Consider the following 19,831-nt stretch of genomic DNA (forward strand, 5'->3'; position numbering starts at 1 on the left):
CCAAAGCGCCGGAGACCTGTCCGTCCGGCGGCAGAATCTCCGCCAATGCTATCCTCTCGTCCGCTAAAACCAGCGTCACCCAGCGAGATTCAATCATGACCCGACTGATCAAGCGTGCGTCCGCCGAGGCGCGCGCGTTCAAGAATCGCAAGCCGTCCGCCTACAACGGCTCCGAAAAACTCCAGCCGCCGCGAGTGAAGCGCCGCCCGGACATCGACGAACACGACGACGTGCCCGTGCTCGAAGCGCCGCGCAAGCCGCGCTTCGCGCCCGTCACGTTCTCGGAAGAGGGCGGCGTGCGCTTCCTGCACTTCGGCACCGAGTGGGTACAGGGCGCGATGCGGATTTCGAAGCCGTTGCACATCGAGCTCGAATACGCGCAGCAGATGATGGCGTGGCTGTTGTTCCTCGAAACGCCCGGGCGGATCGTCCAGCTCGGGCTCGGCACCGGCGCGCTGACCAAGTTCTCGCACCGCTTCCTCCCGCAAGCGAAGGTCGAGGCCGTCGAGCTGAACCCGGCCGTGATCGTCGCCGCGCGCACGATGTTCGCGCTGCCGCCCGACGATGCACGTCTCGCGGTGCATGAAGCCGACGCATGGGACTTCGTCAACGACCCGGCCAACCGCGGCACGACGGGCGCGATCCAGATCGACCTGTACGACGCGACCGCGCGCGGCCCGGTGCTCGACAGCGTCGCGTTCTACCGTGCGGTGCGCGGCTGTCTTGCCGACGCGGGCATCGCGACGATCAACCTGTTCGGCGACCATCCGAGCTTCGTGCGCAACATGAAGCACCTGAACGCGGCGTTCGATCATCGCGTCATCGCGCTGCCGGAAGTGCATGACGGCAACCGGATCGCGATTGCGTTCTCGGGCCCCGCGCTCGACGTGTCGTTCGCGCAGCTCGACGCGCGTGCGAAGCTGATCGAGGACACGCTGAAGCTGCCCGCACGCAAGTGGGTGAAAGCTTTGAAAGAAACGACCGGCGCGCGCGATACCTCGTTCGCGATCTGATGCTTCAGGCACCGGCGGCAGGCCGGTGCAACCACGCGACAAGGGGCGGATCACATCGGGTTCGCCCCCGCTTGACCGCGTGCTCGCGGCTCCTATACTGGCGCGAAGCCAGGGGAGCCGCAGCCTACCCGTTTTGCGCTCCTCTCGGCGCCGTACCCGCTCAACAAGATCGATAACCGGGAAAGAAGAGGAGACGTCATGGCTCACGATGCCGACGCCAACCGGGCCGCCAAGCGCTGGCTCTGGCTGCTGGTACTGCCGCTGATCGCGATGGTCTGGGTACCGTCGTACAGCAAGATCGAACCGCAGATGTTCGGTTTTCCGTTTTTCTACTGGTACCAGCTGCTTTGGGTCTTCATCAGCGCGGTGATCACCGCGTTCGTGTACTTCAAGACCAAGAACGCGTGGAAGGCGAGCGGCCCGCAGGGAGGTGCGCGATGAATCTCGGCGCAACCTTCGTCTTCGTCCTGCTGTTCATCGGCGTCACGATCATCGGTTTCCTGGCCGCGAACTGGCGGCGCGGCGATCTCGCCCATCTCGACGAATGGGGCCTCGGCGGACGCCGCTTCGGCACGATCGTCACGTGGTTCCTGCTCGGCGGCGACCTCTATACGGCGTACACCTTCGTCGCGGTGCCCGCGCTCGTGTTCGGCGCCGGCGCGATGGGTTTCTTCGCACTGCCCTATACGATCCTGATCTATCCCTTCGCGTTCGTCGTGTTCCCGAAGCTGTGGAGCATCGCGAAGCGGCACGGCTACGTGACGGCCGCCGACTTCGTCAACGCGCGCTACGGCAGCCGGATGCTCGCGCTCGCGATCGCGGTGACGGGCATCGTCGCGACGATGCCGTACATCGCGCTGCAGCTCGTCGGCATCGAGGTGGTGATCGGCGCGCTCGGCTTCGACACGACCGGCTTCGTCGGCGACCTGCCGCTGATCATCGCGTTCGCGATCCTCGCCGCGTACACGTACACGTCGGGCCTGCGCGCGCCCGCGATGATCGCGATCGTCAAGGACATCCTGATCTACATCACGATCGCCGCGGCGGTCATCGTGATCCCGGCCAAGCTCGGCGGCTTCGGACACATCTTCGCGAGCGTGCCGCCGGCCAAGCTGCTGCTGAAGGCGCCCGACGCGATGAGCCTGAACGGCTACAGCGCGTACGCGACGCTCGCGATCGGCTCGGCGCTCGCGTTGTTCCTGTATCCGCACTCGGTCACGGCGATCCTGTCGTCGTCGTCCGGCAACTCGATCCGCCGCAACATGGCGATGCTGCCCGCGTACTCGTTCGTGCTCGGCCTGCTCGCGCTGCTCGGCTACATGGCGCTTGCGGCGGGCGTGAAGGACATGCCGCAGTACGCGCCGTACTTCAAGGCGTTCGGCCCGAACTTCGCGGTGCCCGCGCTGTTCCTCGAGTATTTCCCGTCGTGGTTCGTCGGCGTCGCGTTCGCGGCGATCGGCATCGGCGCGCTGGTGCCGGCGGCCATCATGTCGATCGCGGCCGCGAACCTGTATACGCGCAACATCCACCGCGAGTTCGTGAACCGCAACATGTCGCACGACCAGGAAACGCACGTCGCGAAGCTCGTGTCGCTGATCGTGAAGGTCGGCGCGGTGGCGTTCATTCTCGGGCTGCCGCTGACCTACGCGATCCAGCTGCAGCTGCTCGGCGGGATCTGGATCATCCAGACGCTGCCCGCGATCGTGCTCGGCCTGTACACGCGCGTGCTCGACCATCGCGGCCTGCTGGCCGGCTGGGCGGCCGGCATCATCTGCGGCACGTGGATGGCGGTTTCGCTGAAGCTGGCGAGTTCGATCTTCACGATCCACCTGTTCGGTCTCGCGATTCCCGGCTACGCGGCCGTGTGGTCGCTGATCGTGAACCTGGTGGTGGCGGTGGCGGTGAGCGTGCTGGTGCGCGTGATGGGCATCGCGCATGCGGAGGATCGCACGCGGCCGGAAGATTATCTCGACGTCGTCGAAGGCTGAGACGGACGACGCGCGGTAACGAAAACGCCCGCCCCCTTTCGGTGGCGGGCGTTTTTTTCATCAGCCCTGCGCGCGTTTCGCGAGATCCTCGCGCTGCGACAGGTCTTCGACGTTGACCATCCAGTGCACGCCGAAGCGATCCTTGGCCATCCCGAAGCCGAGCGCCCAGAACGTCTTGCCGAACGGCATCGTCACTTCGCCGCCGTCGGCGAGCGCATTGAACAGCTTCTGGCCTTCCTCGACCGTCTCCGGGTTCAGCGACAGCGAATAGCCGGCGTGCGCGGCGCCTGCCGGCTGGCTGCAGTCGCCGTCCGAGCACATGATCATCGAGTCGCCGATCGTGAAGCTCGCATGCATCACCTTGTCGGCCATCTCCGGCGCCATCGGGTAGTCGGGATTCGGCGGCGCGTCCTTGAAGTGCATCTTGAACATCGTCTTCGCACCGAGCGCCTTTTCGTAGAACTGAAGGGCTTCGTCGGCGCGACCGTAGAACGTCAGGTACGGTTGAACTTGCATCGTTGTCTCCTGTGATGGGCCGGCCTGCGCATCTGCGCGGGTTCGGCGTCGTACAAGATTGACCGGGAAAAGGGGGCATCGGGAGGCGGCCGCCGCACCCGTGACGTGGATTGTAGTGCGCGTGCCTGACGATGGAATGAAAAATAAAAACGGCCGCGAACATGACGTTCGCGGCCGTGTGCGTCGTGCCTGCTGACGGCTGTTGTCAGTGTTACTGACCCCCGCTGACGCGTATCGCGGCTCAGCGCAGCGAGTCGATCAGCTTCTCGAGCTTCACCGCATCGGCGGCGAATACGCGGATGCCTTCGGCGAGCTTTTCGGTTGCCATCGCGTCGTCGTTCAGCTGGAAGCGGAACGCTGCCTCGTCGATCGCGACGCGCGCGGCGGGCTTGTCGTGCAGCGCTTCCGGCGACAGCTTGCGCGTGACCGTCTCGTTGCTGTCCTGCAGCTTCTGCAGCAAATCGGGACTGATCGTCAGCAGGTCGCAGCCGGCGAGTTCGGTGATCTGGCTGGTCGTGCGGAAGCTCGCGCCCATCACTTCGGTCTTGTAGCCGAACGTCTTGTAGTACGTGTAGATGCGGCGCACCGACTGCACGCCCGGATCGTTCGCGCCACCGTCCTTCTCTTCATTCCACTCCGCGCCGGCCTGCTTCTTGAACCAGTCGTAGATGCGGCCGACGAACGGCGAGATCAGCTGCGCGCCGGCTTCCGCGCAGGCGGCGGCCTGCACGAGCGAGAAAAGCAGGGTCATGTTGCACTTGATCCCGTCCTTCTGCAGCACTTCGGCCGCGCGGATGCCTTCCCACGTCGACGCGAGCTTGATCAGGATGCGCTCGCGGCCGATGCCGGCTGCTTCGTACCGCTTGATGAGTTCGCGGCCCTTGTCGATCGAGCGCTGGGTGTCGAACGACAGGCGCGCGTCGACCTCGGTCGACACGCGGCCCGGGATCAGCTTCAGGATCTCGGTGCCGAATGCGATCAGCAGGCGGTCGATGATGAAGTCGGTGCTTTCGTTGCGATGATCGCGGACGGTTTTCTCGAGGATCGGCTTGTATGCGTCCTTCTGGACGGCCTTCAGGATCAGCGAAGGGTTCGTGGTCGCGTCCTGCGGCTGGTATTGCGCAAGCTGCTGGAAATCGCCCGTGTCGGCGACGACGGTCGTGTACTGCTTCAGCTGGTCGAGTGCGGTAGTCATGGCGATTCGGAAGAAGGGCGCAGGGCGCCGGGTTCTCACGGGCCGCGCGAGCGCGGCGGCGAAGCGAAGCGGCGCCGGGCGCCGCTTCCAAGCCATCATTCTAGGCCCGATTCGCGTCGAGCACGTTTTGGCATGTCCGGCGAGCGCCGTGCCGCATTACGCGGGGCGGCGCGCGTTCAGGATCACCTGCGTGACGATGCCCGCGACGAGCCCCCAGAAGGCCGAGCCGATCGACAGCAGCGTGAGGCCCGACGCGGTGACCATGAACGTGACGAGCGCGGCTTCGCGCTGCTTCACGTCCTGCATCGCGTTCGCGAGGCCGCTCATGATCGAGCCGAACAACGCGAGCGCGGCGACCGACACGACGAGCGCCTTCGGCAGCGCCGCGAACAGCGCGGCGATCGTCGCGCCGAAGACCCCGGCGACCAGGTAGAACATGCCGCACCACACGGCGGCCGTGTAACGCTTCGCGTGATCCTCGTGCGCTTCCGGGCCCGTGCAGATCGCGGCCGTGATCGCCGCGAGGTTCACGCCGTGCGAGCCGAACGGCGCGAGCAGCAGCGATGCGAGGCCGGTGGTCGCGATCAGCGGCGACGACGGGGTCCGATAACCGTCCGCGCGCAGCACCGCGATGCCCGGCACGTTCTGCGACGCCATCGCGACGACGAACAGCGGAATGCCGATGCTGACGATCGACGCGATCGAGAACGCCGGCATCGTGAACACGGGTTTCGCGAACGCGATGTGAAAGCCGCTGAAGTCGAGCAGGCCGAGGCCGCCGGCCACCGCCGTGCCGACGATCAGCGTCGTCACGATCGCATAGCGCGGCGCGAGCCGCTTGACGATCAGGTACGTGAAGAACATCGCGAGCACGAGCGCGGTCTGGAACTGCGCGGCGCGGAAGATCTCGATGCCGATCTCGAACAGGATGCCCGCGAGCAGGGCGGCGGCGATGCCGGCCGGAATCTTGCGCATCAGCGTGTCGAACAGCCCGCTCACGCCGACGGCCGTCAGCAGCACCGCGCACACGACGAACGCGCCGATCGCCTCGGGGTAGGGCACGCCGGGCAGCGACGCGATCAGCAGCGCGGCGCCGGGCGTCGACCACGCGACGACCACCGGCGCGCGAAAGCGCAGCGACAGGCCGATCGTCGTCAGCGCCATGCCGATCGACAGCGCCCAGATCCACGACGAGATCTGCGCATCGGTGAGGTGGGCGGCGCGGCCGGCCTGGAACATCAGCACGAGCGAGCTCGTGTAGCCGGTCATCATCGCGACGAAGCCGGCGACGAGCGCGGACACGGATGTATCGGCGAAAAAGCGGCGGCCGCCGGCGCGGCTGGCGCTCGCGGTGGGCGAGGGGTTCATGCTCTCTCCGGGGGGAGGCCGCCCGGAGGCGACCTTCGTGTCTTGGTGGGTGTCGTTACTTGCTGAGTGCGCGCATCGCGGTTTCGAGGCCCGCGAGCGTGAGCGGATACATGCGATGGCCGAGCAGGTCGCGGATCACCGCGACCGATTGCCGGTATTCCCATAGCCGCTCGGGCTCCGGGTTCAGCCATGCATGATGGGGGAACTGGTCGGCGAGGCGGCGCAGCCACACGGCGCCGGCTTCCGGGTTGTTGTATTCGACCGAACCGCCGGGCTGCAGCACTTCGTACGGGCTCATCGTCGCGTCGCCGACGAAGATCAGCTTGTAGTCGGGCGTGAACTTGTGCAGCACGTCCCACGTCGCGGTGCGTTCCGAGTGGCGGCGGCGGTTGTTCTTCCACAGGTGGTCGTACACGCAGTTGTGGAAGTAGAAGAACTCCAGGTGCTTGAATTCGGCCTTCGCGGCCGAGAACAGCTCTTCGGTGCGCTTGATGTGATCGTCCATCGAGCCGCCGACGTCGAGCAGCATCAGCACCTTCACGTTGTTGTGGCGCTCGGGCACCATCCGCAGGTCGAGCCAGCCCGCGTTCGCGGCGGTGCTGCGGATCGTGCCGGGCAGGTCGAGCTCCTCGGCCGCGCCTTCGCGCGCGAAGCGGCGCAGCCGCCGCAGCGCGACCTTGATGTTGCGCGTGCCGATCTCGACGGAATCGTCGTAGTCGCGGTACGCGCGCGCCTCCCACACCTTCACTGCGGTGCGGTTGCCGTTCGACGGGCCGCCGATGCGCACGCCTTCCGGGTTGTAGCCGCCGTGCCCGAACGGCGACGTGCCGCCGGTGCCGATCCACTTGTTGCCGCCTTCGTGGCGCTCCTTCTGCTCGTCGAGCAGCGCCTTCAGGCGCTCCATCAGCTTGTCGAGCCCGCCCATCGCCTCGATCTGCGCCTTCTCCTCCGGCGACAGCTCGCGCTCGAGGCGCTTTTCGAGCCAGTCGAGCGGAATGTCGAATGCATCCGACGGCAGCGTGGACACGCCGTGGAAATACGCGCCGAACGCCTGGTCGAACTTGTCGAAGTACTGCTCGTCCTTGACGAGCGTCATCCGTGCGAGGAAGTAGAACGCGTCGATCGACGGCGAGATCAGCCCGGCCTTCAGCGCTTCGAGCAGCGTCAGGTATTCCTTCACCGAGACGGGCAGCTTGGCTGCGCGCAGCGCGTAGAAGAAATTGAGCAGCATGGCCGGGCCTTCGCGGGTGAGGGGGGATTACCGGTTGTGCCGGTTCATGTAGACAAGCCGCTCGAGCAGGCTCAGGTCCTGCTCGTTCTTCAGCAGCGCGCCCGCGAGCGGCGGCACGATCTGCTTCGCGTCCGCGCCGCGCAGCGCGTCGGCCGGGATGTTCTCGGCGAGCAGCAGTTTCAGCCAGTCGAGCAGCTCGGACGTCGACGGCTTCTTCTTCAGGCCCGACACGCCGCGCAATTCGAAGAAACTCTCGAGCGCCGCGCGCAGCAGCTCCTCGCGGATGTCCGGGAAATGGACCGCGACGATCTTCTGCATCGTCGACGGGTCGGGGAACTGGATGTAGTGGAAGAAGCAGCGGCGCAGGAACGCGTCGGGCAGCTCCTTCTCGTTGTTCGACGTGATGATGACGAGCGGGCGGTGCTTCGCGCGAACCGTCTCGCGCGTCTCGTACACGTGGAATTCCATCCGGTCGAGCTCGCGCAGCAGGTCGTTCGGGAATTCGATGTCGGCCTTGTCGATCTCGTCGATCAGCAGCACGCTCGGGTGCTCGGCATCGAACGCCTGCCACAGCACGCCCTTGACGATGTAGTTCGAGATGTCCTTCACGCGCTCGTCGCCGAGCTGCGAATCGCGCAGCCGCGACACGGCGTCGTATTCGTACAGGCCCTGCTGCGCCTTGGTGGTCGACTTGATGTGCCACTGCAGCAGCGGCATGTCGAGCGCGGCGGCCACTTCCTCGGCGAGCATGGTCTTGCCGGTGCCGGGCTCGCCCTTGATCAGCAGCGGGCGTTGCAGCGTCAGCGCGGCATTGACCGCGAGCTTCAGATCGTCGGTGGCGACGTAGTGCGAGGACCCTTCGAAACGCATGGCGGCGCTCTTCTCAATCGGGGAAAAAAACCCAGTATAAGTCAGAAGGGCTGTCCGGTTGGGCGGCGCCCGCGTATCGTTGCGGGACTGTGGCGGGGCGCCTTGTGGACGCGTTCCCCGCCGACGCGGTACAATCTGGCCGTTTTTTTTGGCCTGCGTGGCGACCGACAAGCAAAACGGCGCGGGCCGTTGCCGCTTCGGCGCCAGTTTCCCCTCAAGCTAGGTTACAAGAGCTATGAACAAATTCGTCGGCAAACACGTCGTTGTCGCAGCGCTCGTGGCGCTCGCGGGCAGCGCGCAGGCGGCCGGTGTGGTCGGCAACCCGAAGGACGGGGCGAGCAAGGTCGCCATGTGCATCGGTTGCCACGGCATCCAGGACTACCGCGCGGCGTACCCGGAGGTCTACCGGGTGCCTGTCCTCGGCGGCCAGAACCAGCAATATCTCGAGAACGCGCTGAAGGCCTACCGCAAGAAGGATCGTCACTTCCCGTCGATGAATGCGATCGCCGGTTCGCTGACGGACCAGGACATCGCGGATCTGTCGGCGTACTACGCCGCCCAGAAGGCCGACTCGAAGGACAACCCCTACAAGTAAGCGCGCGCCGCCGATCTCTCCGGCGGGACAGGAGCATTCATGAACAACGCATTCAAGACGGCGGCGGTTGCACTGGCGGCCGGCCTCGCGATCGGTACCGCGCACGCGGCGGACATCACGAAGGGCAAGGAACTGGTCGAATCGCACAACTGCGCGGCCTGCCACGGCGCGCAGATGAACAAGCCGATCAACGCAGAATACCCGCGCCTCGCCGGCCAGCATGCCGACTACCTCGTGTGGGCGATGCGCCAGTACCAGATGGGGCTGACGAACCCGCTGATCGGCCGCAACAACGCGATCATGCAGGCACAGGTGCAGAGCCTGTCGGTCAGCGACATGAAGGACATCGCGGCCTACATCGAGTCGCTGAAAGAGACCGATCTCGTGTTCAAGAAGTAAGCGCGATGGGCCCCGCGGGCCCGCGCAGCAAGGATACCCCGCCCGGCGGGGTATTTTTTTGTCCGTGCGCCGGCGCCTGCAGGCCGCCGCGGCGGCGCTCAGTCGCGCGATGCGCGGCGCAGGATGCGCTGCAGGTACGCGTCGGTATCGGGTGGCGTGTTCGTGCGCTGGGCTTCCCAGATCGTCTCGCCGAGGCATTCCATGATCACGTGCTGCGCGTCGTGGGTCGAGTCGAGCTTCGCCGCGAGCTTGTCGTGCGCGGCGCGGATGCCGGGCGGCTGGTCGATCGACAGCTGCTCGCTGATCGCGAGATGCATCGACAGGTGCAGGAACGGGTTCGTGCGGCCTTCCTCGGGCGTGTACTCGCGCGCGGAGGCGCCATCGGCGTCGGCGAGTTCGTCGTGGTATTCGGGATGCTCGACGATCCAGTCGGCTGCCATCGCTTCCAGCGGCGTCAGGATCTCGCCGGCGCGCTGCTTGCGCCAGGTCTCGGTGAAAAAACGACGCACTTCGTCGCGGCTTGGATTGAACATGGTGGGGAAACGTCGTGATTCGGACGGCTGGATGCCGCGTCGCGCATTGTACGCCGGGTCGGCGGGCGGCGCTGGCGGCGGGCTGGCGCAATCGCGTGGCCGCAGCGGCGGTGGCCCGCGGGCCTTGCGGATGCGCGGCACGGGCCGGTGAGGTGCGCCGCCGGTGCCGGGTAACGGGTAAGTGCGGGGTAAGCGCGGGGTAAGCGCGGGCTAGGCTCGTGGCCGCCGCGCCGCTACACTCCACCGTTTCCCGTCACCGCACCGTTCTCATCCGTTCCGTCATGACCGCCACCGCCCGCCCATCGTCCGCAGCCCTGCAGGGCACGCTCTACGTCGCGTTGTCCGCCGCCGCGTTCGGCGCGATGGCGATCTTCGGCCGCTACGCGTATGCGGCCGGTGTCGACGTGCTCGGGCTGCTGATCGTGCGTTTCGCGATCGGCGGTGCGGTGCTCGCCGCGATCGCACGGCATCGCCGCGTCACGTGGCCGCGCGGGCGCGCGCTCGCGCCGCTCGTGGCGATGGGCGCGCTCGGCTACGTCGGGCAGTCGTTCTGCTACTTCAGCGCGCTGCAACACGCGCAGGCGAGCCTTGTCGCGCTGCTGCTGTACCTGTATCCGGCCTTCGTCACGCTGCTGGCCGCGTGGTGGCTCGGCGAGCACCTCACGCGCGCGAAGGCCGTCGCACTGGTGCTGTGCGTCGCGGGTTCGGCGCTGATGGTCGGCGGCGGGCATGGCGAGCCGCTCGGGATCGCGCTCGCGCTGGCTGCCGCGGTGATCTATTCGCTGTACATCGTCGGCGGCACGAAGGCGACGCGCGGCGTCGATCCGCTCGCGACCACCGCGATCATCTGCCTGTCGGCGACCGCGATGCTCGTGGCGATCGCCGTCGTGCGGACCGCGGCGTTCGGCGCGCCGCCGCGCTGGCCCGCGACGGCCGGCGGCTGGGCGTCGATGCTCGCGATCGCGATCGCGCTCGTGTCGACGGTCGCGGCGATGATCGCGTTCTTTGCCGGGCTCGAACGGCTTGGGGCCGCGCGCACGTCGATGCTGTCGACGCTCGAACCGGTCGTGACGGTCGCGCTGGCGGCGCTGCTGTTCGGCGAGGCGCTGTCGCTGCTGCAGTGGGCGGGCGGCGTCGCGATCCTGGCCGCCGTGCTGGCGCTGGTGCGCGCGGGCGGCGCGGCGGCCGACGACGCGACAGCGACCTCCAACGCCTAGTCGGGAAGGGGGAAGCGGCGGCGGCGCGGATGGCTACGCGCTGTCGCGGCCGCGAGTGGCCGGCGGAGGGCGGCTGGTGGGGTGTGCGTCAAGCGTCGGGCGCCGGGCCGCATGGCGTCCGGCGGTTTGCGGCAGGCCGGCCGCGGTTGCGCGTCACTCGTTGGGCGGCGGGGTCTTCGGCCTGAATTCGCACAGCGGCTCGATCGCGCAATGCCAGCATTCGGGCTTGCGGGCCTTGCACACATAGCGACCGTGCAGGATCAGCCAGTGATGCGCGTCCTGCAGGAACTCCTTCGGCGTGAACTTCTCGAGCGCGGCCTCGACGGCGCGCACGTCCTTGCCCGGCGCGAGCCCCGTGCGGTTCGCGACGCGGAAGATGTGTGTGTCCACCGCGATCGTCGGCTGGCCGAACGCGGTGTTCAACACGACGTTCGCGGTCTTGCGGCCGACGCCCGGCAGGCCTTCCAGCGCTTCGCGATCGGCCGGTACCTCGCCGTCGTAGCGGTCGAGCAGGATCCGGCACGTCGCGACCACGTTCTTCGCCTTGGTCCGGTACAGGCCGATCGTCTTGATGTACTCGGTGACGCCTTCTTCGCCGAGTGCGACGATTTGTCGCGGGGTGTTCGCGACCGGAAACATCTTCCGCATCGCCTTGTTGACCGATACGTCGGTCGCCTGAGCGGACAGCATCACGGCGATCAGCAGCTCGAACGGCGTCGAGTATTCGAGCTCGGTGGTCGGATGCGGATTGAGGCTCTGCAGCGTTTCGTAGATCGCGCGTCGTTTGCTGGCGTTCATGGAGCGTTCTGGTCGGGCGGTGCGGACGGGCCGCCCGGGCCGTCGTTGCCTGCGTCGTTCTCTTCGTCGTTGCCGCTCGCGGCCGCCGCTTCGGCGTCGCGTTGGGCCTGCTGTTCCGCGAGCCGCTTGCGGCGCGCCTCGGCGGCGTCGATCTGTGCCTGGACGGCCGCGCTCACACCCTCGGTGTTCTTCGGCCCGGCACCTTGCCCGGACAGTTCTTCCTTCTTCTTGCGCGCACGCTCGAGCGCGGCGGCGATGATCGCGCGCTTCTTCGCTTCGGCGTCGTCCGGGGCCGGTGCGGCGGATGGCGTTCCCGCGGGGGCCGCGGCCGGCTTCGCGGCGCTGGCCGCGCGGCGTGCGGCCGCACGCGCTTCGGCGGCTTCGCGTTCGCGGCGCTGGCGCGCGAGCCGCAGGTCGTGGCGTTCGCGCGCGGCATCGGCCTGTTCCTGCGACCACGCGTCCCAGCCGGTGCGTTCACCGGTCACCGGCAGCATCGCGATGCAGTCGACCGGGCAGGGCGGCACGCACAGGTCGCAACCCGTGCACAGCGACTCGACGATCGTGTGCATCTGCTTCGGTGCCCCGACGATCGCGTCGACCGGGCACGCCTGCATGCACAGCGTGCAGCCGATGCACAGGCTTTCGTCGATGAAGGCGACGGCGCGCGGATGTTCGCTGCCGTTCACGGGGTTCAGCGGAATCACGGGCTTGCCGAGCAGGCCCGCGAGGCGCGCGATGCCTTCGGCGCCGCCGGGCGGGCACTGGTTGTAGTTCGCGTCGCCGGCGGCGATCGCCTCGGCGTACGGCCGGCAGCCGTTATAGCCGCACTTCGTGCATTGCGTCTGGGGAAGCAGATCTTCGATGCGATCCGCGAGTGTTTTGGAGTCGGTCACGGTGACAACGGGCGCAGCGGCGCCGAATGGCTCTCGGCCGCTTCGGGCGCGGCCGGAAAGGTTTGCCAAAGCTCGATTATCGCCGATTTCCCGCATTGCGCTGGACGCCGTCTGTGCGCATAATCGAACCGCTTTTTTGCAGGGGCTCAGCAGGAGGGCGGCCGCCCGCGGCGCGCCCGTTCCAGGGCGGCCGGCGCCGAGGCGGTGGGGGTGCCGGTCCGGATCAAGCGGCTCACATAGCAAAACGCCACCATGAATCAGCCAAAAATCAAAAGAGATCCTGAAGGTACGCGCCGCCGCATCCTGATGGCGGCAGCCGAAGAGTTCGCGAGTGGAGGGCTGTTCGGCGCGCGCGTCGACCAGATCGCGCGCCGGGCCGAAACCAACGAGCGCATGCTCTATTACTACTTCGGCAGCAAGGAGCAGCTGTTCACGGCCGTGCTCGAACACGCGTTCTCCGCGCTGACCGAGGCCGAGCGCGTGCTCGACCTCGATGGCGTCGCGCCGGTGGAAGCCGTCACGCGGCTCGCGCATTTCGTCTGGGACTACTACCGCGACCATCCTGAACTGCTCAGGCTCATCAACAACGAGAACCTGCACGAAGCGCGCTACCTGCACAAGTCGACGCGGATCCGCGAGATGATGTCGCCGATCGTCGCGAAGCTCGGCAACGTGCTGACGCGCGGCCAGAAGGCCGGGCTGTTCCGCACCGACGTCGATCCGCTGCGCTTCTACGTGACGCTGTCGGGGCTCGGCTACTACATCGTGTCGAACCGCTTCACGCTCGCCGCGACGCTCGGCCGCGATTTCACCGACACCGACGAACGCGCCGAGATGGTCCGCATGAACACCGAGTTGCTGCTCGCGTATCTGCTGCGTCGCTGACGCACCGGCCGGGCTGAAGCGGTCGAAGGATGCAAAAACGCCGCCGTGCGCAGGCAACGGCGGCGTTTTTTCGTCGGAACGCTGTGCGTCAGGCGGCCTTGCGCGTGCGCACGGCCTTGACGCGCGGGCCGCTGGCGGTGCGTTTCGCGGCCGGTGCGGCCTTGGCCGGCGCTGCTGCGACTGCCTTGGCGGGGGCCTTCGCGCGCGTGCGCTTCGCCGCGGTGGCGCGCGTCGTTTCGAGCGGCGCATTGCTGGCCGGCACGGCGGAGAGCGTCTGGGGTGCCGGCGCATCCGCGGCATCCTTCGTCGCACCGTGCTTCGGCTCCGGCGCATGCTCGCGGATGAAGTCGCGCAGTTGCGGATAGATGATCGTGCGCCAGCGGCGGCCCGAGAAAATCCCGTAGTGACCGCACTTCTCGGCGGTCAGGCTGCGGCGCTGGTCCTGCGGAATGCCCGTGCACAGCTCGTGCGCGACGTGCGTCTGGCCGCTGCCGGAGATGTCGTCGAGTTCGCCTTCGATCGTCATCAGCGCGGTACGCTTGATGTCCTGCGGACGCACGCGCTCGCCTTCGACATCCCACGTGCCCTCGGCCAGCAGGAATTCCTGGAACACGACGCGGATCGTCTCGAGATAATACTCGGCGGCCATGTCGAGCACCGCGTTGTATTCGTCATAGAACTGGCGGTGCGCTTCGGCGTCTTCCTCGTCGCCGCGCAGCAGGCTCTGGTAGAAATCCCAGTGCGACTGTGCGTGCCGCTCCGGGTTCATCGCGACAAAACCCGTGTGCTGCAGGAAGCCCGGATACACCTGGCGGCCTTCGCCCGGGTAATTCGCGGGCACCGTGTGGATCACGTTGTTCTCGAACCACGCGGTCGAGTGCTGCGTGGCGAGTGAATTCACCGACGTCGGGCTGCGGCGCGCATCGATCGGGCCGCCCATCATCGTCATCGTGAGCGGCGTGTCCTCGCCGCGGCTCGCCATCAGCGAGATCGCCGCGAGCACCGGCACCGTCGGCTGGCACACCGAGATCACGTGCAGGTTGCGCGCGCCGATGTGACGGATGAATTCCTGGATGTACGCGATGTAGTCGTGCAGGTGGAACGGGCCGACCTCGACCGGCACCATCCGCGCGTCGATCCAGTCGGTGATGTACACCTTGTGATCCTGCAGCAGCGTGCGCACGGTGTCGCGCAGCAGCGTCGAGTGGTGGCCCGACAGCGGCGCGCAGACCAGCACGACCGGCTCGTCCTTCAACTGCGTGACGGCGTCGGCGTCGTCCGAATAACGCTTGAAGCGCAGCAGCCGGCAGAACGGCTTCTCGACGATCGTCTGCTCGACGATCGGGATGTTGTGGCCGTCCTTGACGATCTGGTGAATGTTGAACTCGGGCTTCTCGTAATCCTTGCCGAGCCGGTACATCAGCTCGTACGCGGCGGCCATCCGCGGCGCACCCGGCATCAGCGAGAACGGGCTGGACGGATTGGCGAACGATTTGGACGCGGCCTGGGCCCAGGCCGTCAGCGGGCTCAGCATGGCTCGCTGGAATTCGTGCAGTTGGTAAAGCATGCAGACTACTCCCGCGTGGGGGACGGTGCGCAAGGGCGGCGTAGGGCGTCGCGGCGTGCCGTGTGGGTCAGCGGCCGGCCATGTTGCACTGCAGCCGGACAATCGCGTCGATCATATCGGACAACGATGGGTGGTGCAATGCAACATTTCCCCGATTTTTCATCAAAGTTTTGCGATTTGACGTTCTCTGAACAAGCCGCTCGCGCCCCGTTCAGCGCCCCGTGGCGACGGCCGGTGCCGGCTGGCCGGCCGCGCGCGCCATCGCGTCCTCGTGGTGCATCAGGTTCATCGCGGTATGCACGAGCGCCACATGGGAGAACGCCTGCGGGAAATTGCCGACGAGCCGCCCGGCCACCGGGTCGTACTCCTCGGCGAGCAGCCCGAGGTCGTTCGACAGCGCGAGCAGCCGGCTGAACAGGCGGTGCGCGTCGTCGATCCGGCCCAGCAGCGCATAGTTGTCGACCAGCCAGAAACTGCACGCGAGAAACGTGCCTTCGCCGGGCGGCAGGCCGTCGTCGTATTCGGTCGTGCGATAGCGCATCACGAGCCCGTCGTGCAGCAACTCCCGCTCGATCGCTTCGACCGTGCCGACGATGCGCGGATCCTCCGGCGGCAGGAAGCCGAGCAGCGGCATCAGCAGCACGCTCGCGTCGAGTTCGTCGCTGCCGTAGCTCTGTGCAAACGCCCGTTTGCTTTCGTGCCATGCGTTGTTGCACACGTCGGCATGGATCTGCTCGCGCAGCGCACGCCAGCGGTCGAGCGAGCCGGGCAGCCGGAACATCTCCGCCGACTTGATCGCGCGGTCGAACGCGACCCACGCCATCACCTTCGAGAACGTGAAATGGCGGCGGCCGCCGCGCGTTTCCCAGATGCCTTCGTCGGGCTCCTGCCAGATCTTCTCGAGATGGTCGAGCAGCGCGCACTGCACCGACCACACCGTGTCGTCGGCCTGCAGGCCGCCCACGCGCGCGAGGTGCAGCGCGGCCATCACCTCGCCGAACACGTCGAGCTGGAGCTGGTTCGCGGCGCCGTTGCCCACGCGCACCGGCTTCGAGTCCTGGTAGCCGGGCAGCCAGTCGAGTTCCATTTCCGGCAGCCGGCGTTCGCCGGCGATCCCGTACATGATCTGGATCTGTTCGGGCGAGCCGGCCATCACGCGGCCGAGCCACGTGCGCCACGCGCGCGCCTCGTCGTAGTAGCCGCCGCGCATTAGCGCGAGCAGCGTGATCGTCGCGTCGCGCAGCCAGCAGTAGCGGTAGTCCCAATTGCGGTTGCCGCCGATCTTCTCGGGCAGCGACGTGGTCGGCGCCGCGACGATCCCGCCGGTCGGCTCGTAGGCCAGCGCCTTCAGCGTGATCAGAGAACGGCGCACGGCGGCCGCGTAGCGGCCCTGTACCTGGCAGCGGCCCGACCATTCGAGCCAGTAGTTCTCGGTGCGCGCGAGCATCGACAGCGGATCGCGGGCGGGCGGCAGCCGCATGTGCGACGCCGCATAACTGAGCGAGAACGGCACACGTTCATCGGCGTTCACGGTGAATTCCGCGAGCGTATGGAGGTTCTTGCCGGTGAGCGGCACCGGCGTGCGCAGCACGACGGTGTCAGGGCCCGCGATCGCCTTCATGCCGTCCTCGCGGGTCAGCTGCGTGACCCACGGAATCGAGAAACCGTAGTCGAAGCGCAGCACGAGCTCCATGCGCATCTTCATCTTGCCGTGGCGGCCGATGACGATCCGCACCAGCTCGGACCAGCCGTTGCCGGGCGGCATGAAGTCGACCACGGTGACGGCACCGTCGGCGCTTTCGTAGTCGGTTTCGAGAATCAGCGTGTCGCCGCGGTAGCGGCGCGACGTGTGCGTGATCGCGGCGTCGGCGGCCGGCGCGAGCAGCCAGCGGCCGTGCTCGGGGGTGCCGAGAAGCGCCGCGAAGCAGGCGCCCGAATCGAAGCGGGGCCAGCACAGCCAGTCGACGGAGCCGTCTTTGGCGACCAGCGCGGCGGTGTGGCCGTCGCCGACGAGGGCGTAGTCTTCGATCAGGGCAGGCATGGGCAGGCGATCCTTGGGTATTCGAGTTCACAATGCGGACGGCGGCGGCCAAGGCTTCACGCACTGGCGCCGCGCCCCGTATACTCGGCCGGGCGGCGGAGCGCATGAACGGCCGGCGTTTCGTCCTATCTCAACACTTGAAGCGACTCGATGCAAGGAGGATTCAATGCCCAACCGTTTACGCGAGCGTGACGCACGCGCTTCGACACGAGGGTTCCCGCTTAGGCTCGCTCACTGGATGAAAGGTTTCGCGATCGTGCTCTCCCTTTCCGCGACCCACGCATTTGCGCAGCAATCGCCCGCCCCGGCCGACGGCGTGTACAACCTGCTCGTCGGCACCTACACGGGCGGCGGCAGCGACGGGATCTATGTTTACCACTTCGATACGAAAACCGGCAGCGTCGCGCCGGTGTCGTCGGCGAAGACGGTGAATCCGTCGTACCTGTTGCCGAGCCGCGACGGTCGTACCGTCTACGCGGTCAACGAACTGCCCGGCGACGACGGCCCGGCGTCGCAGCGCGGCGGCGTCAGCGCCTTCCGCTTCGACGCGAAGACGGGCGCGCTGAGCTTCATCGACCGCGTGTCGTCGGAAGGGAACGATCCTTGCTATCTCGCGCTGTCGCCGGACGGCAAGTACCTCGTGACGGCCAATTACTCGGTCGCGAAGGATCCGGGCGGCAGCTTCGCGGTGTTTCCGCTGCGCGACGACGGCGCGGTCGGCCAGGCCGTGCTGACGGTGCACCACGAGGGCACGGGGCCCGTGAAGGGCCGCCAGGACGGCGCGCACGTGCATTCGACGGTGTTTTCGCCGGATGGCCATTACCTGTTCGTGCAGGATCTCGGCGCGGACAAGATCTACGGCTACCGTTACACGGTGGACGGCAGCCGCGGGCTGATCAGCCCGACCGACACGCGCTACACGCCAGTCAAGGCGGGTTCGGGCCCGCGTCACATGGTGTTCAGCGCCGACGGCCGGTACGCGTACGTGACGAGCGAGCTCAACGCGGCGGTCGAGGTGTTCGGCTACCACGACGGCAAGCTGACGCCGGTCGAGACCGTATCGATGACCGCGCCGGGCTTCAAGGGCAAGGTCGGCGGCGGCGCGATCCACCTGTCGCCTGACGGCCGCTTCCTGTACGTGAGCAACCGCGGTGATGCGAACGACCTGGTGATCTACGCGGTGAACCAGGCCGACGGCCGGTTGAAGCCCGTCGGCCGCCAGTCGAGCCTCGGCAAGACACCGCGCGAGTTCCTGATCGACCCGACCGGCAAGTGGCTGATCGTCGGCAACCAGGACAGCGATACGTTCTACGTGTTCAGCCGCAATGTGGAAACGGGGCAACTGGGCCCGAATCCGCAGAAGGTGGCAGTCGGCAAGCCGGTCGACTTCAAGCTGGTGCCGGTGCAGTAAATGACAAAGGGCGCTGCCGATGCAGCGCCCTTTTGCTTTACGGGGCGGCCGGTTTGCCGGTGCGCCCGTATCGGTGGACGGCGGCCGGCCGCCGCGCTCAATCGGCCGCGGCCGGCACGAGCACCTCGCGGCTGCCGTTGATGCCCATCGGCGACACCAGCCCGGCCGCCTCCATCTGCTCGACGAGGCGTGCGGCGCGGTTGTAGCCGATGCGCAACTGCCGCTGCACCGACGAGATCGACGCGCGCCGCGTGCGCACGACGAACGCGACGGCTTCGTCGTACAGCGGATCGGCTTCCGCGTCCGGCGCATCGCCGAACAGGTCCTGCGTCGCGCCGTCGGCAGCCGGGCCGTCGAGGATCCCTTCCTCGTACTGCGGTTCGCCGAACTGTTTCAGGTACTCGACGATCCGGTGCACTTCCTCGTCGGCGACGAATGCGCCGTGCACGCGCTGCGGATAACCGGTGCCCGGCGGCAGGAACAGCATGTCGCCCATCCCGAGCAGCGATTCGGCGCCCATCTGGTCGAGAATCGTGCGCGAGTCGATCTTCGACGACACCTGGAACGCAACGCGCGTCGGGATGTTCGCCTTGATCAGGCCCGTGATCACGTCGACGGACGGGCGCTGCGTCGCGAGGATCAGGTGGATGCCGGCCGCGCGCGCCTTCTGCGCGAGGCGGGCGATCAGTTCCTCGATCTTCTTGCCGGCCACCATCATCAGGTCGGCCAGCTCGTCGATCACGACGACGATCAGCGGCAGCGTCGACAGCGGTTCGGGGTCCTCGGGCGTCAGCGAGAACGGGTTGCCGATCTTCTTTTCCTTCGCTTCGGCATCGCGGATCTTCTGGTTGAAGCCCGCGAGGTTGCGCACGCCGACGGCCGACATCAGCCGGTAGCGCTTCTCCATCTCGCCGACGCACCAGTTCAGCGCGTTGGCCGCGAGCTTCATGTCGGTGACGACCGGCGCGAGCAGGTGCGGGATGCCTTCGTAGACCGACAGCTCCAGCATCTTCGGGTCGATCATGATGAGCCGCACGTCCTCGGGTGTCGCCTTGTACAGCAGCGACAGGATCATCGCGTTGATCGCGACCGACTTGCCCGAGCCCGTCGTGCCCGCGACGAGCATGTGCGGCGCCTTCGCGAGATCGGTGACGACCGGATGGCCGGTGATGTCCTTGCCCATCGCGATCGTCAGTTGCGAGGCCGAGTGCTGGTACTGGCGCGACTCGAGGATTTCCGACAGGCGGATCATCTGGCGCTTCGCGTTCGGCAGTTCGAGGCCCATGCAGGTCTTGCCGGGAATCGTCTCGA

At 67.1% G+C, this 19,831-nt stretch carries 19 protein-coding genes; 8 read left to right on the forward strand and 11 right to left on the reverse strand.

The window, feature by feature from the left end:
* Positions 1-95: 95 nt before the first annotated feature.
* From FOZ70_RS18400 to FOZ70_RS18410, 3 genes are all read left to right on the forward strand, one after another.
* Complete coding sequence (locus FOZ70_RS18400; protein ID WP_021158551.1) at positions 96-1,013, forward strand: spermidine synthase-like protein; 918 nt, start codon at positions 96-98, stop codon at positions 1,011-1,013.
* Positions 1,014-1,211: 198 nt separating this feature from the next.
* Complete coding sequence (locus tag FOZ70_RS18405) at positions 1,212-1,454, forward strand: DUF3311 domain-containing protein (RefSeq protein ID WP_021158552.1); 243 nt, start codon at positions 1,212-1,214, stop codon at positions 1,452-1,454.
* Entirely contained in the window at positions 1,451-3,001 is a 1,551-nt protein-coding gene (locus FOZ70_RS18410; protein WP_059590638.1) for a sodium:solute symporter family protein, read from the forward strand. The genes FOZ70_RS18405 and FOZ70_RS18410 overlap by 4 nt, the downstream gene beginning before the upstream one ends.
* A gap of 60 nt (positions 3,002-3,061) precedes the next feature.
* Here the strand turns inward: FOZ70_RS18410 and FOZ70_RS18415 are convergent, their stop codons facing one another.
* From FOZ70_RS18415 to FOZ70_RS18435, 5 genes are all read right to left on the reverse strand, one after another.
* A complete protein-coding gene (locus FOZ70_RS18415) occupies positions 3,062-3,517 on the reverse strand; it encodes a VOC family protein (protein ID WP_059486351.1) in 456 nt (151 codons plus the stop codon).
* 241 nt (positions 3,518-3,758) lie between these two features.
* On the reverse strand, positions 3,759-4,712 hold the full coding sequence (gene tal / locus FOZ70_RS18420; RefSeq protein WP_219706400.1) for a transaldolase: 954 nt from the start codon (positions 4,710-4,712) through the stop codon (positions 3,759-3,761).
* Between the two features lie 156 nt (positions 4,713-4,868).
* A complete protein-coding gene (locus FOZ70_RS18425) occupies positions 4,869-6,080 on the reverse strand; it encodes a benzoate/H(+) symporter BenE family transporter (RefSeq protein ID WP_059710047.1) in 1,212 nt (403 codons plus the stop codon).
* A gap of 55 nt (positions 6,081-6,135) precedes the next feature.
* Positions 6,136-7,311: a VWA domain-containing protein gene (locus FOZ70_RS18430; protein ID WP_059816098.1), complete on the reverse strand. Its 1,176-nt coding sequence runs from the start codon at positions 7,309-7,311 to the stop codon at positions 6,136-6,138.
* 27 nt (positions 7,312-7,338) lie between these two features.
* Positions 7,339-8,181, reverse strand: coding sequence for a MoxR family ATPase (locus tag FOZ70_RS18435; RefSeq protein ID WP_021158556.1), 843 nt, complete (start codon positions 8,179-8,181; stop codon positions 7,339-7,341).
* 235 nt (positions 8,182-8,416) lie between these two features.
* On the opposite strand from FOZ70_RS18435, the gene FOZ70_RS18440 reads away from it, so the two are divergent.
* Together FOZ70_RS18440 and FOZ70_RS18445 are read left to right on the forward strand one after the other, a co-directional pair.
* Complete coding sequence (locus FOZ70_RS18440) at positions 8,417-8,776, forward strand: c-type cytochrome (protein WP_021158557.1); 360 nt, start codon at positions 8,417-8,419, stop codon at positions 8,774-8,776.
* Positions 8,777-8,815: 39 nt separating this feature from the next.
* Positions 8,816-9,175, forward strand: a complete 360-nt coding sequence (locus FOZ70_RS18445; RefSeq protein WP_021158558.1) for a cytochrome c — start codon at positions 8,816-8,818, stop codon at positions 9,173-9,175.
* A 98-nt stretch (positions 9,176-9,273) separates the two neighbouring features.
* Here the strand turns inward: FOZ70_RS18445 and FOZ70_RS18450 are convergent, their stop codons facing one another.
* Positions 9,274-9,708, reverse strand: a complete 435-nt coding sequence (locus FOZ70_RS18450; protein WP_059497744.1) for a DUF1841 family protein — start codon at positions 9,706-9,708, stop codon at positions 9,274-9,276.
* Positions 9,709-9,989: 281 nt separating this feature from the next.
* On the opposite strand from FOZ70_RS18450, the gene FOZ70_RS18455 reads away from it, so the two are divergent.
* Positions 9,990-10,925, forward strand: coding sequence for a DMT family transporter (locus FOZ70_RS18455; protein WP_219706401.1), 936 nt, complete (start codon positions 9,990-9,992; stop codon positions 10,923-10,925).
* Between the two features lie 153 nt (positions 10,926-11,078).
* On the opposite strand, the gene nth is transcribed toward FOZ70_RS18455, so the two are convergent.
* Positions 11,079-11,723, reverse strand: coding sequence for an endonuclease III (gene nth, locus FOZ70_RS18460; RefSeq protein WP_042976184.1), 645 nt, complete (start codon positions 11,721-11,723; stop codon positions 11,079-11,081).
* Complete coding sequence (gene rsxB / locus FOZ70_RS18465) at positions 11,720-12,712, reverse strand: electron transport complex subunit RsxB (RefSeq protein WP_059486358.1); 993 nt, start codon at positions 12,710-12,712, stop codon at positions 11,720-11,722. The genes nth and rsxB overlap by 4 nt, the downstream gene beginning before the upstream one ends.
* A 156-nt stretch (positions 12,713-12,868) precedes the next feature.
* Between rsxB and FOZ70_RS18470 the strand changes: the two genes are divergently transcribed.
* Complete coding sequence (locus FOZ70_RS18470; protein ID WP_021161256.1) at positions 12,869-13,501, forward strand: TetR family transcriptional regulator; 633 nt, start codon at positions 12,869-12,871, stop codon at positions 13,499-13,501.
* 88 nt (positions 13,502-13,589) lie between these two features.
* Here FOZ70_RS18470 and phaZ read toward each other — a convergent pair whose 3' ends face one another.
* Complete coding sequence (gene phaZ, locus FOZ70_RS18475; RefSeq protein ID WP_219706402.1) at positions 13,590-15,068, reverse strand: polyhydroxyalkanoate depolymerase; 1,479 nt, start codon at positions 15,066-15,068, stop codon at positions 13,590-13,592.
* A gap of 211 nt (positions 15,069-15,279) precedes the next feature.
* The gene (locus tag FOZ70_RS18480) at positions 15,280-17,109 is read right to left on the reverse strand and encodes a glycoside hydrolase family 15 protein (RefSeq protein WP_048026570.1); all 1,830 of its coding nucleotides are present in this window, start codon (positions 17,107-17,109) and stop codon (positions 15,280-15,282) included.
* 166 nt (positions 17,110-17,275) lie between these two features.
* On the opposite strand from FOZ70_RS18480, the gene FOZ70_RS18485 reads away from it, so the two are divergent.
* Positions 17,276-18,520, forward strand: a complete 1,245-nt coding sequence (locus FOZ70_RS18485; protein WP_219706403.1) for a lactonase family protein — start codon at positions 17,276-17,278, stop codon at positions 18,518-18,520.
* 97 nt (positions 18,521-18,617) lie between these two features.
* Here FOZ70_RS18485 and FOZ70_RS18490 read toward each other — a convergent pair.
* Positions 18,618-19,831 (reverse strand): FtsK/SpoIIIE domain-containing protein (locus FOZ70_RS18490; RefSeq protein WP_258025657.1); only part of this gene is annotated, 1,214 nt, incomplete at its 5' end.

Origin of the sequence: Burkholderia sp. COPS (assembly GCF_019425585.1) — a bacterium.
GTDB classification, from domain to species: Bacteria; Pseudomonadota; Gammaproteobacteria; order Burkholderiales; family Burkholderiaceae; genus Burkholderia; species Burkholderia cepacia.